At 64.0% G+C, this 12,996-nt stretch carries 16 protein-coding genes; 7 read left to right on the forward strand and 9 right to left on the reverse strand.

The genetic code is table 11. The features are described 5' to 3' along the window. The first annotated feature begins 70 nt into the window (after window positions 1-70). The gene (locus tag ACSQ1X_RS09740; RefSeq protein WP_436057517.1) at window positions 71-406 is read left to right on the forward strand and encodes a hypothetical protein; all 336 of its coding nucleotides are present in this window, start codon (window positions 71-73) and stop codon (window positions 404-406) included. Between the two features lie 66 nt (window positions 407-472). Then, a complete protein-coding gene (locus ACSQ1X_RS09745; RefSeq protein WP_055806271.1) occupies window positions 473-1,231 on the forward strand; it encodes a MerR family transcriptional regulator in 759 nt (252 codons plus the stop codon). Window positions 1,232-1,259: 28 nt separating this feature from the next. Here ACSQ1X_RS09745 and ACSQ1X_RS09750 read toward each other — a convergent pair whose 3' ends face one another. From ACSQ1X_RS09750 to ACSQ1X_RS09760, 3 genes are all read right to left on the reverse strand, one after another. Then, a complete protein-coding gene (locus ACSQ1X_RS09750; protein WP_436059312.1) occupies window positions 1,260-1,904 on the reverse strand; it encodes a DNA alkylation repair protein in 645 nt (214 codons plus the stop codon). A 136-nt stretch (window positions 1,905-2,040) separates the two neighbouring features. Continuing rightward, the gene (locus ACSQ1X_RS09755; RefSeq protein WP_436057518.1) at window positions 2,041-2,733 is read right to left on the reverse strand and encodes a DUF998 domain-containing protein; all 693 of its coding nucleotides are present in this window, start codon (window positions 2,731-2,733) and stop codon (window positions 2,041-2,043) included. A gap of 50 nt (window positions 2,734-2,783) precedes the next feature. After that, a complete protein-coding gene (locus tag ACSQ1X_RS09760) occupies window positions 2,784-3,524 on the reverse strand; it encodes an aquaporin (protein WP_436059313.1) in 741 nt (246 codons plus the stop codon). Between the two features lie 52 nt (window positions 3,525-3,576). Here ACSQ1X_RS09760 and ACSQ1X_RS09765 point away from each other — a divergent pair, with 52 nt between their 5' ends. The 3 genes from ACSQ1X_RS09765 to ACSQ1X_RS09775 all read left to right on the forward strand — a co-directional run bounded on the left by ACSQ1X_RS09765 (window position 3,577) and on the right by ACSQ1X_RS09775 (window position 6,336). Beyond that, the gene (locus ACSQ1X_RS09765; RefSeq protein WP_436057519.1) at window positions 3,577-4,251 is read left to right on the forward strand and encodes a helix-turn-helix domain-containing protein; all 675 of its coding nucleotides are present in this window, start codon (window positions 3,577-3,579) and stop codon (window positions 4,249-4,251) included. A gap of 53 nt (window positions 4,252-4,304) precedes the next feature. Beyond that, complete coding sequence (locus ACSQ1X_RS09770) at window positions 4,305-4,718, forward strand: arsenate reductase ArsC (protein WP_436057520.1); 414 nt, start codon at window positions 4,305-4,307, stop codon at window positions 4,716-4,718. Window positions 4,719-4,842: 124 nt separating this feature from the next. Continuing rightward, window positions 4,843-6,336 carry a CHAD domain-containing protein gene (locus ACSQ1X_RS09775; protein WP_436057521.1) on the forward strand — a complete coding sequence of 498 codons (1,494 nt, stop codon included), beginning with the start codon at window positions 4,843-4,845 and terminating at the stop codon, window positions 6,334-6,336. Here ACSQ1X_RS09775 and ACSQ1X_RS09780 read toward each other — a convergent pair. Continuing rightward, window positions 6,330-6,560, reverse strand: coding sequence for a three-helix bundle dimerization domain-containing protein (locus ACSQ1X_RS09780; RefSeq protein WP_436057522.1), 231 nt, complete (start codon window positions 6,558-6,560; stop codon window positions 6,330-6,332). The two genes, ACSQ1X_RS09775 and ACSQ1X_RS09780, sit on opposite strands and share 7 nt — an antisense overlap. 114 nt (window positions 6,561-6,674) lie before the next feature. On the opposite strand from ACSQ1X_RS09780, the gene ACSQ1X_RS09785 reads away from it, so the two are divergent. Continuing rightward, on the forward strand, window positions 6,675-7,070 hold the full coding sequence (locus tag ACSQ1X_RS09785) for a VOC family protein (RefSeq protein ID WP_436057523.1): 396 nt from the start codon (window positions 6,675-6,677) through the stop codon (window positions 7,068-7,070). Window positions 7,071-7,193: 123 nt separating this feature from the next. Here ACSQ1X_RS09785 and ACSQ1X_RS09790 read toward each other — a convergent pair whose 3' ends face one another. The 4 genes from ACSQ1X_RS09790 to ACSQ1X_RS09805 all read right to left on the reverse strand — a co-directional run bounded on the left by ACSQ1X_RS09790 (window position 7,194) and on the right by ACSQ1X_RS09805 (window position 11,376). Further along, window positions 7,194-7,535 carry a histone-like nucleoid-structuring protein Lsr2 gene (locus tag ACSQ1X_RS09790; protein WP_436057524.1) on the reverse strand — a complete coding sequence of 114 codons (342 nt, stop codon included), beginning with the start codon at window positions 7,533-7,535 and terminating at the stop codon, window positions 7,194-7,196. A 132-nt stretch (window positions 7,536-7,667) separates the two neighbouring features. Further along, window positions 7,668-8,090, reverse strand: a complete 423-nt coding sequence (gene arfB, locus ACSQ1X_RS09795; protein WP_436059314.1) for an alternative ribosome rescue aminoacyl-tRNA hydrolase ArfB — start codon at window positions 8,088-8,090, stop codon at window positions 7,668-7,670. A 390-nt stretch (window positions 8,091-8,480) separates the two neighbouring features. Continuing rightward, entirely contained in the window at window positions 8,481-10,460 is a 1,980-nt protein-coding gene (locus ACSQ1X_RS09800; protein ID WP_436057525.1) for an amino acid transporter, read from the reverse strand. Window positions 10,461-10,785: 325 nt separating this feature from the next. Then, window positions 10,786-11,376 (reverse strand): helix-turn-helix domain-containing protein, encoded by a 591-nt coding sequence (locus ACSQ1X_RS09805; protein WP_436057526.1) that lies wholly within the window; start codon window positions 11,374-11,376, stop codon window positions 10,786-10,788. Between the two features lie 97 nt (window positions 11,377-11,473). Between ACSQ1X_RS09805 and ACSQ1X_RS09810 the strand changes: the two genes are divergently transcribed. After that, window positions 11,474-12,115 (forward strand): class I SAM-dependent methyltransferase, encoded by a 642-nt coding sequence (locus tag ACSQ1X_RS09810; RefSeq protein WP_436057527.1) that lies wholly within the window; start codon window positions 11,474-11,476, stop codon window positions 12,113-12,115. Window positions 12,116-12,238: 123 nt separating this feature from the next. Here ACSQ1X_RS09810 and ACSQ1X_RS09815 read toward each other — a convergent pair whose 3' ends face one another. After that, window positions 12,239-12,910 carry an MSMEG_4193 family putative phosphomutase gene (locus ACSQ1X_RS09815; protein ID WP_436057528.1) on the reverse strand — a complete coding sequence of 224 codons (672 nt, stop codon included), beginning with the start codon at window positions 12,908-12,910 and terminating at the stop codon, window positions 12,239-12,241. Window positions 12,911-12,996: the final 86 nt, after the last annotated feature.

The raw sequence follows: 12,996 nt of genomic DNA on the forward strand, positions 1-12,996 counted from the left end.
GCCCCTATTCGGGCGGGTGTGCCGGGCCGACGATTGAGTGAGACGGACCTGCGCGAAGGGAGGCGGCGTTGTGCAGTGGGATCTGGGACTCCAGGGGTTGGCGTTGCTCCTTGCCCTGTCCCTTGGGTTTGGCGTAGTCGCCGGGTTGGCCGTCGGCAGGGGAGCGGCGCACCGGCTGTGGACGATGGCGATCGCGGTGGTCGCGTGCTTCGGCATCGGGCTGTTCACCAGCGAGGTGTGGTTCGGTTGGGCCACCGAGGAGGAGCTGCAGCCTAACATCGACGGGCTCTCGTTCGACGAGGTGCTCCTGTCCGGAGCTGTAACGACCGTCCTGGTCGTCCTGTCCGCGAGGCTCCTCCCGCGCAAAGCCCGACCCCTTTCTTCCCGGAGTCGAACCCGTTCTTGACCTTGCCGCAGCGTCAACCTTTAGAGTCGAATTATTGGACGGACACTGGCGCGGAAGGAGCAACAGATGGACTGGTCGATCCAAGAGATCGCCAGGATCGCGGGCACCACAAGCCGGACGCTGCGGCACTATGACGAGATCGGCCTGCTAAAGCCGAGCCGGATCGCCCACAACGGATACCGGCACTACGACCAGCAGTCTCTCGTTCAGCTTCAGCGAATCCTGTTGCTGCGGGAACTGGGCCTTGGGCTGTCCGGAATCGCCGAAGTGCTCGGCAACGAGTCGGACGCCGCCACGGCCTTGAGCAGTCACCTGAAGTGGCTTCGACAGGAGCAGGACCGGCTGAACCGGCAGATCATGTCCGTCCAGAACACTATCGAGGCAGTAAAAGAAGGTGCAGAACTTATGGCAGAGAACATGTTCGACGGCTTTGACCACACTCAGTACAAGGAGGAAGTGGAAGAACGCTGGGGCAAAGATGCCTACGCCAGCAGCGATGCCTGGTGGCGTGGAATGGATGGCGCGGAAAAGACGGCATGGAAGCAGCGCTCGCAGCAGCTCGGAAGCGACTGGATTCGAGCGGCCGGCAAGGGGCTTGCCCCCGGCAGCGACGAGGCGCAGGACCTCGCCCGGCGGCAGGTGGAATGGCTCCGGGGCATCCCCGGGACCCCGGCGGCAGCCCCGGGCGGCGACGTGAAGGGCTATGTGCTCGGTCTCGGCGAGATGTACGTTGCCGATCCGCGGTTCAGCGCAAATTATGGCGGCGAGTCGGGAGCTGCTTTCGTCCGGGATGCACTGCGAGTGTATGCCGAGGCGAACCTGTAAACGCTCACTGATTCCCCGTACCGCGCTCCTACGTATCCTGTCGTCGGCGCACTATCTCCGTAATCCAGATGGGTGCGAACGGAGACGTGCAGTTTGGGGGAGTCGGGTAGTCCTTGAGCACTTCCAGGCGTTCACCGATTCTGATTGCACGAGCGCGAAGTTCCGCATGCTCAATCCCGATCTGGGCCAAGCAGTGGTTCATCGCCCACTGCAGTCGATCCGGGGCTTCTTTCATCTCCGCCTCGATGACGTCGAGCAGTCCTGCGAGGTCCAGGCCCTCGGGCTTCTTCGCCACCAGTTCGGTGGTCAGTGCCCAGCCGGCACTCGCGACTACTGGATCCGGATCGGCGGACCAGACCAGTCGAAGCTCTTCGGAGTGCGGGCTCTTCTTCACGACGTAGTTCACAAGCCAGTCGTGCACCTTGGGAGTGCGCGCCGCGCGCAGCATGGCGTCCAACTCGTCACGGTCGAACGCCTTGGGGCGGCAGATCAGGATCGCCAGCAGCCTCGCCGCGGTGTTCTCCGTCTGCCAGAGCTGGCGTGCGAGTTCCTGCTGCGTCTTCAGCCGCTTCGCGATCCCGCGCAGTTTGCTGAGATTCACGCCGTGATCGTCACCGTGTCTCTCGTTCACCTCGCGTGCCCTCGGGTCCTCAAGCGCGTCCAGCTCGGCCATTACCGCAGCCACAGTGGTCTCTGCCAACTCAGCCTCCTGTCCGTATGTGTGGATTCAGCCTACTTGGAAAGCAGTGCGAGTCAGGTGATCAGCGGCGGCATCGCCACCGATCCAGGCGGAGCTTGGGCATCTGGTCCTAGGGAACCGCTCGACGGGCGGGCGTCCTGCTCCGGTGCTGGCTGTGCAGGCGGAAGGCAACGGTGAAGAGCCACGCCATCATCGCGATCAGCAGGACGCGCTGCACCAGACCCTTCCACTCGAACAGTCCGCTCCCGGCCTGCTGGCTGATCTTGAGCACCACAATCCCGACGGCGAGGACGAAGCCGATGGCGAGCGTCCATCCCGCCAGTGGCTGCCAGAACGGCTCACGGCGGAAGCGCCGGTAGAACACGAAGCAACTGATCGGCGCGAAGGTAAAAACCAGGGCGCCGAAGATGCCGTGCACGATCCCTCCGGCACTGGTTTGGCCGAACATCGCCGACGGGTCGGTGGTGAACGGTCCCGAGGCCATCAGACTGACTCCGATGCCCTGTATCAGTGCGGGGCCGGCTCGGGACGCGGCACCTGTGGTGAAGTGTGCAGCGAGGCCGACGCCGAATACCAGCATCAAGGCACCGGTCAGGAGGAAGTTCAGGATCTGGACCCAGCCACAGGGGCCGAGGGAAAGTTCGCTGACGAACATCCTCGTGGGAGAGTATCCCGGCAACAGCCACCCGTAGATGGTGAACACGGACACGAAAAGGACTGCGCCGATCATGCCCGCCACAGCGGTCAGCCTGACGCGCCGTCCTGCGTCCGCCGTCGGACCCGGGGCGGCCTTGGAGATCACAAGCGAAGCCTAGTACGCTAGGACGTTTGCCTGCCTGCGGTGCCGGACTGCTACGAGCCGGCCGTCCTGGATGCGTGCGGCAGGATGACGTCGTCCGCGGTGTTGGCCGCTGAGGGGAACAGGGCCGTGAGGAGGCCAAGGCCAATCGCCGCGCCGATAAGCTGCGCAACAATGAAGCCGGGAACGGACGCCGGTGCGATGCCGGCGAAGGTGTCACTGAAGATGCGCCCGACTGTCACGGCCGGGTTCGCGAACGACGTCGAGGACGTGAACCAGTACGCGGCACCGATGTAAGCGCCCACCGCCGGTGCGGCCAGGGCGCCCCTTTTGGTCGCCGCCAGTGCGAAGATCAGCAGGATCAGCCCGGCGGTCGCCACGACCTCACCCATCAGGTGTCCGGGGGTTGCCCGCTCCTTGGCGGAGATGGACGTGCCCACCTCGAACATTGCGTTCGCGACCATACAGCCGCTGACCGCACCCACCGTCTGCGCCACGACATAGGTACCGAGCTCCGGCAGGCTTAGTCCGGTGCCGCTGCGTCGGGCCAGGGTCCAGTCGGCAAGGGACACCGCCGGATTGAAATGCGCACCGCTCACGGGCCCGAGCACCAGGATCAGGACGGTCAGGCCCAACACGGTGGCGGTGCTGTTCTGGAGCAGCTGTAGCCCAACGTCGCCGGGGGAAAGTTGCTGTGCGGCGATTCCGGAGCCGACGACGATCGTCACGAGCAGGCTGGTGCCGATCAGTTCGGCCACGGCGCGGCGCCAGAGCGGCGGCTTGTTGGAGGTCATGGTCATAACAAACAGCTTGACCGAAAGAATTAACTCAGTCAAAATTGAATCAATGAATATTGAGGGGAAAAGCCCGTTTATGGCGAGGGTGGCCAAGTACGCTGCCTTGGCCGATCCCGCCCGGCTGCGCATCGTTGATCTGCTGACGTTGGGGGACTTTTCCCCGATGGAACTGCAGGCCGAACTGGGGATGCCCTCGAATCTGCTGTCCCACCATTTGCGAACCCTGGAAACAGCCGGGCTGACCATCCGCCACCGCTCAGAAGCTGACCGGCGCCGCAGCTATGTCCGGCTTGCGGCCGGCGCCCTGGAAGGTCTGGTGCCAGCGACGGAACATGGAGCCCGCCGCGTCCTGTTCGTCTGCACGCGCAACAGCGCCCGGTCCCAGCTGGCCGCCGCGCTCTGGCAGCGGGTCAGCGAAGTCCCCTCAACGTCGGCCGGAACGCACCCCGCAGAACGTATCGCGGAAGGCGCCATCGACGTTGCCCGCCGTCATGGCATGGACCTCGAAGACCGAACCCCGCGCAGGTTGGACCTGGTGGCTGGGGAGGGGGACTTCGTCGTAACGGTCTGCGACAACGCCCATGAGGAGCTTACGGGCCTTCGCGGTGTCCACTGGTCAGTGCGGGACCCGCTGCGCCTGGGTACCGCTGAGGCTTTTGAGGATGCCTTCGCGGACATCGCCCACCGCGTCAACGACCTGGCACCCCGAGTGCGCGCCGCCTGACTACTACGAATCATGAATCCATGGCTGTACCAACTAACTTCAGGAGAAACCCCGTGAGCACCGAAACCGCCAAGAAACCATCCGTCCTCTTTGTCTGCGTCCATAACGCCGGCCGCTCCCAGATGGCCGCGGCGTTCCTGACCACCTTGGCCAAGGGCGGGATCGAGGTCCGCTCCGCAGGGTCGCAGCCGGCTGACAAGGTCAACCCGGCCGCCGTTGAAGCCATGGCCGAACTCGGCATTGACATGTCCGCCGAAATACCGAAGGTCCTCACCACCGAGGCCGTGAAGGAATCCGACGTGGTGATCACCATGGGCTGCGGCGACGAATGCCCGTACTTCCCCGGCAAGCGCTACGAAGACTGGGTCCTTGAAGATCCGGCGGGCCAGGGCGTGGACGCGGTCCGCCCCATCCGCGATGAAATCAAGACCCGCATCGAGGGCCTGATCGCCTCACTCCTCACATAGGGGGTCTCCTCACGGAAAGATGGGATCGCTTCCCCGGCTTCGGTTCATAAGGGGCCTTTAGGCACAACGCCAGGGGACAGATACCGGCCTACCATGAAGCATGCCCGGGACGGAGAATTTGGAAGTGGAACGAAAGTTCGACGTCGGAGGGTCCGTTGCGCTGCCGGGATTGACGGCGATTGCCGGAGTGGACCACGTGGGAACGCGATCGGATCAGACTCTCGATGCAGTGTATTTTGACACCGCGACGTTAGCGCTTGCGGCCCGCCGCATTACGTTGCGCCGGCGCACGGGCGGCAAGGATGCCGGATGGCATCTGAAACTGCCGGTGGCCGCGGGCGAACGGCGCGAAATCAAGGAACCGTTGAACAAGGACCTGGACTCAGTGCCCTTACGGTTGAAGCAACTGGTGCTGGCCCATACCCGAAACCAGGAACTGGTTGCGGTGGCACACCTGACAACCCGACGTACAGCTATTCCCCTGGTCGCAGCCGACGGAACGGTCCTGGCCGAATTTAGCGACGATCGGGTGGAATCCCGGATCCTCCTCGAACCGGTTGACAAGGCCGCCTGGCGGGAATGGGAGATCGAACTGATCGACGGGCACCGGAAACTTCTGGATGCCGCAGGTATGGTCTTCGCCCGGGCCGGCCACCTGCCGGCGGAGCTGCCCTCGAAGCTGGCACGGGCGCTTGGTGCCCGATATCCAGCTGGCACCAACCCGGCGCCCGAGCCTCGGCGCAAGGGCGACGCCTCGGCGGTGCTGCTTTGGTACATGCATGCACAGGTCGAGGCCCTGAAGGCGCATGACCCAGGGGTGCGGGAGGGAGCGCCGGACGCTATACACCAGCTCCGCGTGGCAGCGCGCCGGATGCGGTCCGTACTCGCAAGCTTCCGCAAGCTGACGGATAAAGGAACCACACAGTTCCTCCGTGGAGAACTCAAATGGTTGGCCGGGGCGGTGGGAGCGGCACGGGATCTGGAGGTCATGCGGACCCATTTGAACGACCTGATCAGCGCCGAACCGCCGGATCTGATCATTGGCCCGGTGAAACAACACATCGAGGACCAGCTCGGGGCAGCTTATGAGGCTGCCCTCGCCGAAGGCCTGGCCGCCATGACGGGCGACCGGTACTTTCGGCTTCTTGATGCACTGGACGACTTTCTTGCTTCCCCTCTACTGGGCGGACCTGCCGACAAAAGGGCCCCGGGGACGATAGCCCGGCTGGTCAATGCAGAACGGAAGCGCCTGCGGCGTGCTGTGAAAGGCCTGGACGAGATGCCGGATGAAGCGTCTCTCGACGCAGCGCTACATGAGGTCCGGAAGAGCGCAAAACGCGTCCGCTACGCGGCAGAAGCAGCCCTGCCGATTTTCGGAAAGCGGGGAGCCAACCTTGCCCGCACCGCTGAAGAAATCCAAACAATTTTGGGCGACCAGCAGGACAGCGTCGTCATCCGGGAGAAGTTACGGTCACTTGCCACGGAGTCCCGGGAGGGCGGCGAGGGAAACGAATTTACCTATGGCCGTCTCCACGCGTTGGAACAACAACGGGGCGCCGACGCCCGGACCCGGTTCTTCCGGGCATGGCGCCAATCCCCGCCCAGGTCACTTCACTGAAGCGGAGCCGACCCAGACGGCTCCGGGGCGAATTCGCATTGAAGCCGGGCCCTGGCTTCATGCTCTATGAGGGTAGGGATGAAGCTCCTGATTCGCCCGTCAGCCAGTGACTCGTACTCTTCGCCGACGATTCGCGCGATGTGGGTCCGCTCCGCCTCCGGAAAGCGCGCTGACAGACGGTCGACGACCGAACGGACAATGGTTTCCTTTTCCGCTTCGCTCATTACGCCAGTGTCGCCCCGGGGCCGAACGGGCGTCAACCACCGAGGATAGGTGACGACCGACGGTCGCGCGTGCCGAGCGTAGCTGCCTTCCGGTGCGGCGGTATTCTTGGGCGCATGGAGATGCGCCTTGAAGTTGTTCAGGTCCCGGTAGCTGATGTCGACAGGTCGAAAGCGTTCTATACGGAGCAGCTTGGTTTTGTCCTCGACCACGACGTTGAGTACATACCGGGAATGAGGGTGGTCCAGCTGACTCCGCCGGGTTCGGCCGTTTCCATCGTGATAGGTACGGGGATGACCAGTATGACGCCTGGCAGCCTCGAAGGGCTGCAGCTCGTCACGCCGGAGTTGGGTGCCTTGCGCGCGGAACTCCTGGGCCGCGGTGCCGATATCAGTGAAATTCAAGACATGGGCGGCATCCAGTTTGCCTACTTCGGCGACCCGGATGGCAACCGCTGGGTCATTCAGGGCGCAACACCCCAGGACGTCAGGGATGCCCACCTGGATAGGTGACTAAACAGAATCAGGACCGAAAGCCGATTAGTAGCCCCCGGCCCTGATTGCGCCTATTCATTGTGCTGAGCCTCAGTCCGGCTATGACGCCATCCGGTGTGAAGGGCCATGGCCTGGGTTCTTTTAGAGCGCTGCTGCGTAGCGCTCCAGCACGTCAGCTTGAATTCGGCCCCGGGCATTCACGGGGATACCATTCTCAATCGCCCACGCGCGGACAGCCTTGGCGTCCTTGGTGCCGCTGCTGGGTCGTCGCGCCGGCCTGGCGCGTCCGGTGGTCTTTCTCGCAACGGCGGTGTACTTATTCATTGCCTCACGCAGTTCGGCGGCGTGGACATTATTGAGATCAATCTCATATTCAGCAGCATCGATAGAAAAAATGATTGTTTCATTCGCTTCGGAACCGTCGAGATCGTCTTCAAGCGTGGTTATTACTCGTTTTGCCATGCCGGTCAGGTTATCACTCATCGCAGATAGTAAATCCGGTATCGATATTGCTTAATTCACGAAATGCCTCGATTAGCTGAAGTATTTCAAAGCTGAATAGGCTGCTATGTACATGCTCCTGCTCCCGATGGCGAACGTCTTCGGAGCGGGGCGCTACTCGAGCGACGGCCGCCTTCGTTGCTGTTTTGTCGCCGCACGCTGTTCCTTTGCGGCAAGGCGCCGACGATTGGAGCCGCGGGTGGGTTTGGTCGCCCGGCGGGGAGCGGCTTCGGGGGCAAGGGCACCTGCCAGGAGGCCGGAAAGTTTCGCCAGGGCGATCTCCCGGTTGCGCAACTGAGAGCGCTGCTCGGCGGCGGTCACTGTGATCACCCCGGCGATAAGCCGCCGTGCGAGTCTCGTGATCAGCATGAGCCGTTGGTCGTCCGAAAGCGCCGCCGAGTTTTTGACGTTCCACGAGAGCTCGACTCGGCTGTCCGAGGTATTGACGTGTTGACCTCCCGGGCCGGACGAGCGGGAGAACCGCCAGCGGAGTTCAGACGCGGGAATTGTGAGCGCGGGCGACACCTCCAGGTCCATGCAACCAGCGTTGCACAATCCGGGCCTGATCGAGGCCTCGATGTCCGGCTTCGTGTTCCAGTCCGACGTCGAAATCGCCTTCGTCACCCGCACTATTGCAGGAGACAGACTGGTCTTTCTGGTTATAGGCTTGGATCAGAATTCAGATGCAACCGGGAGGGAGATGCTGATGACGGTCGACCGTTTTGATGATCAGTCGGCTTTGCGGGAGCCGCGGGAGGGGGACCGCACCTGGGTTAGCCACCGACCCACAGCAGACGGCCCGGTCAGTGGCCATTGGCTGGTATACAGCGCGGAAACGGGCACCTGGCACTCCGACGCTTGAAGAAGGCGGGACGTTGCGGACCTGGCGATCCGGAACGCCGCCGCCATCGCCTGCGGGTTGTCCGGCTACCCCACGTGGATGCGTGGGCGGCGAGCAGGATCCGGTTCGTGCTTCCGCAGGATTTCCCGCACCACCGGCGGGGTGTCGCCGCGGCCCAGCAGCAGGTAGCGCATCAGGTGGGCGAGCGGGTTGCCTTCGGACCATTCGAAGTACGCGTGGGGTATGACGCCGGCAGTGTCCCGGAGAGCCAGGAGGACCGCGGCGATGGCGTTGGGAGCGGCGGGGCTCTCTACCCGCAGGATGCGGTGGCCGTCGACTTCGACGCCGTGCACGTCCAGGGTCCCGCCGAAGTTGGAGGGGTCGATGATGTCGATTTCGAGGAAAATGACGTCAGCGGTCCCGGGGACTGCGTTCTGGCCCCGTTGCTCGTATTCCTTCTCGGAGTATTCCCGGTTGTCGCCGGTCTGGCGGCGGTTGGCGATCAGGTTCAGGGCGCCGTCGTAGTCAAGCGAGTCTGCGATAAAGCGGCGGGTATTCTCGTCAAACCTGATCAGGTCCGCGCGCAGCTCCGTGGTCCGGGCGACACGGGAAACCAGCGAGATGGCGATGATGCCCAGAATGAAAAAGGCGGAGATGGTCAGGCCGTCGGGCTTTTCGATGACGTTCGCGGCCAGCGCGTAGAGCAGTATCAGGGAGAGCAGCGTAAAGCCGGCCCCGGCCCGTCGGTTGCCCCGACTGAAGGCGGAGATCGTGACAGCGATGGATCCCGAGACCATCATCGCTAGGATGCCGGTGGCGTACGCGCCGGCCTGGGCGTTGACGTCGGCGTTGAAGCCGATGGTGATGAGGATGCTGACCGCCGTGTAGACCAGGACCACGGGGCGGACCGCGCGTCCCCACTCGGGGGCCATGCCGTAAGCGGGGAGGTAGCGCGGGACGATGTTGATCAGGCCGGCCATGGCCGAGGCGCCGGCAAACCACAGAATCAGGATGCTGCTGATGTCGTAGACCGTACCGAAGCCGTTCCCCAGTTGTTGGTGTGCCAAGTAGGCCAGGGCGCGTCCGCTGGCCTCACCTCCGGGTTCGAATTCCTTGGCCGGGATCAGGACTGTGGTGACGAAGCTACTGCCGAGGAGGTAGACGCTCATGATGGCAGCAGCCGTAGTGAGCAGTTTGCGGGTGTTCCGCACCCTGGAAGTGAGGCGTTCCTCGGCCGTCCTGCCTTCGGCGGCCACCAGCGGCATCATGCTTACGCCGGTTTCGAACCCGGACAGGCCGAGGACCAGCAGTGGAAAGGCGATGACGGCGGGGCCGATAATGTCCCCGAAACCGCCGCGTGCCGACAGGTCTCCGGTCCAGGCGGCCAAGGCGGCGGGATCGCTGATGACCGTCGCCACGCCGGTGATGATGACCACGGCATTGAGGAGCAGGAATAGTGCCACGAGCGGAATGGCCACCACGACGGCTTCGCTGAACCCGAGCAGGAACACACCGCCCAGTATCAGCAAAAGAACCACGGTGATAAGGACGGCCTGTCCATCGAGGAATTCCGGGAGATACGGGTTTTCGAGCATGTGCACGGTGGCATCAGCCGACGAAAGCGTAATGGTGATGATCCAGGACGTTGCCACGAATCCCAGGAGGATCAGGACAAAAATTTTTCCCCGCCAGAACGGCAGGAGGCTTTCAAGCATGGCAACCGATCCTTGTCCGTGGGGGCTTTCCCTGGCCACACGGCGGTACATCGGCAGCATTCCCAGGAGCGTGAGGGCAACGATCAGCAGGGTGGCCAACGGCGACAGCGCACCGGCTGCGAGAGCGGCGATGGCCGGAAGGTAGGACAGCGTGGAGAAGTAGTCAACACCGGTCAGGCACATGACCTTCCACCAGGCCTGGGGAGCGGCGTGGTCTTCGGGACTTTCCGGGCCGATCACCGGCTGGACCTGGTGCTTGAGCAGCCACCGCCCCAGAGCGTTTCCCGTATCGGTCGGTTGCCCCGGCCTGCGGACTTCCGCGGGAATGATCTGGTGGCCTGTACCGCTCATCTGCGTCTCCTAAGGTTCGGCCGGCGCAGCACACTGAACTGCACCCACACTTCGGCGATTCAACCTATGCCGAGACGAGAGGGAAAGGGCGCTTTTGTGCGATTCCTTTACGCTTTCTTAACGCCGACGGTTCTTAACGCCGGCTGCGGTCCCGCGACAGTCAGGCTGCCGGCAGCCTACGGCTCCTACACTTCTTCGATCCAGCGTGCCAGCGTCGTCCTGATCCATGCTGCTTTTCAGCCATCCGGTTCACCAAGGAAGGCGCGGATCTATTTCGTGTGGAACAGGGCAACGACTTCCTGAACCCCTGATCCAGCGGATTGTGTCACCGTCCCGGATGGGGTGCCGCGCGGACGTGCGCGCGTTGGCCTTCCTTCCCGATGAGGCTGAGGAATTCGACGGGACCGGTGCCGGTGGCGCCGAACCAGTGCGGCGTGCGCGTGTCGAACTCTGCGGCCTCGCCAGGTTTGAGGATGAGGTCGTGTTCACCGAGAACAAGACGCAAGGTCCCGTCGAGCACATAAACCCAGTCGTATCCGTCGTGGGTGCCTAGCTGCGGCTCCTGTTCATCCTTGCCTTCCGGGAGGATGAATTTGTAGGCCTGAATGCCGCCCGGCCGGCGAGTCAGAGGCAGGATCGTCGCCCCGTCTGCGCTGGCTACGGGCCGCAAATTGACGCGGGGGTCCCCGGTCGGTGGCGCGTCCACGAGCTCGTCCAGCGTGACCCCGTGGACTCGGGCCAACGGCAACAGCTGCTCGAGGGTAGGTCGCCTCAGGCCTGCTTCGAGCCGCGAGAGCGTGCTGGCGGAGATCCCTGTTTGTTCCGCCAGGTCCACGAGCGTCACGTCCCGGCGGAGTCGGAGACGCTTGAGCCGTGGCCCGAGAGCGTTGAGGGTGTGGTCTGGATCGTGGGTCATCCCTCGATTTTGCCATTTGGCAATGCAGCTTGCACATTCGCCGACGCGCTGGGCACGATCGACACTGAAGCTTGTATCAGATCGGAAGGGATTCGACGTGGACCAGACTGCACACGCGTTCGGCAAGGGCTATTGGGAACGGCACTGGGAACAGGCCCACGATGGTGCGCCGGCAGGTTTGGGCGCCGGCGGCCCGAACCCGTATCTCGCACAAGAGGCGGGCGGACTGGCCCCCGGTACGGCGCTGGATGCCGGATGCGGGACCGGGGCGGAAGCACTATGGCTGGCATCTCACGGCTGGGAGGTCACAGGAGCCGACATTTCCGCCGCTGCCCTTGCTCAGGCGGCCGCGAGCGCAGCAAAGCAGTCCGTGGGCAACGGTGTGACCTGGGTCGAGGCCGACCTGACCACCTGGAAGCCGGAAAGCCGTTTCGACCTGGTGACCACTCATTACGCCCACCCCGCGATGCCGCAGTTGGCGTTCTACCAGCGCATCGCGGACTGGGTCGCCCCGGGAGGCACGCTCTTGATCGTCGGGCACCGGCACGACCACGCCGCAACTGGACACGGAAGCCACCCGCCCGCCGAGGCCACTTTCACTCTCGAGGACATCACCGGGGGCCTCGACCCTGCCATGTGGAGCATCGACAGTGCCCGGGTGGAGACGCGGACAGCCAACGGAGGCGGGGACCACGGCGCGCCCCTGCACGACGTCGTGGTTCGGGCCACCCGGCTGTAAACCTGCGTAAACCTGCGTCCGAGCTGTCCAGGGAATGGGGCCGTGGCCGCTCACACGAGCGGCCACGGGTAGCGCATGCCAGTGCGGGCTTGTAGACCGCGCCCTGAGTCGACAGGCCCTGAGTCAAGGCGCCCTCAGCCCGTTCAATGGTTCCAGGGTCGAATTCACCATGAGGACGGCAGGGGGCCGACCCTCGCCGTAGGAAATGACCGAGACCGAGCCCGGGCTGATGAGGATCCGCTGGAAGTGATCCAGTTGAGTACCCAAGGCGTGGGCCACGGCCGCCTTGATCGGGTCGGCATGCGAGAAACACACGACGACGCCCCCGGCGTGGGCGGAGCGCATCACCTCAAGTGCTCCGACTATCCGCGCCTGCATCTGCGCGAAGCTCTCGCCGTTCGGGAAACGGAAAGTTGACGGGCTGTTCTGTACGGTCTGCCAGTCCGGCAGGACCGCCAGGTCGGCGAGCGCGACGCCGGTCCACTCGCCGACGTCGCACTCGATCAAGCCGGCGTCCTGATTCACGTCACGCCCGGTGGAGGCGGCCGTGGGCTCTGCCGTCTCGCGGGCGCGTTCCAGTGGTGAAGAGTAGATGGCGTCGACGCCAAGCCCCGTGAGCCGTTCCGCGACCCGTACTGCCTGGGCACGCCCGCGCTCGGAGAGATGCAGTCCCGGGGCCCTGCCCGGCAGCACCGTGCCCGTCGTCGGCGTCTCCCCGTGGCGCACCAGAAGGACGAGGGTGTCCTCCGGCCCCGGGGGTGGGGTGGACGGTGCCGAAGCCATTGCTGCAGTCATCAAAATCCAGCGTAGGCCGTGGCGCGGACCCGCAGGTGAAAAACCGGGGAAATTCCCTCGATTCCCCGGACCGTGGAGGTCTACGG

Origin of the sequence: Arthrobacter sp. LjRoot78, from assembly GCF_964254335.1 — a bacterium.
In the GTDB taxonomy this organism is placed as follows: Bacteria; Actinomycetota; Actinomycetes; order Actinomycetales; family Micrococcaceae; genus Arthrobacter.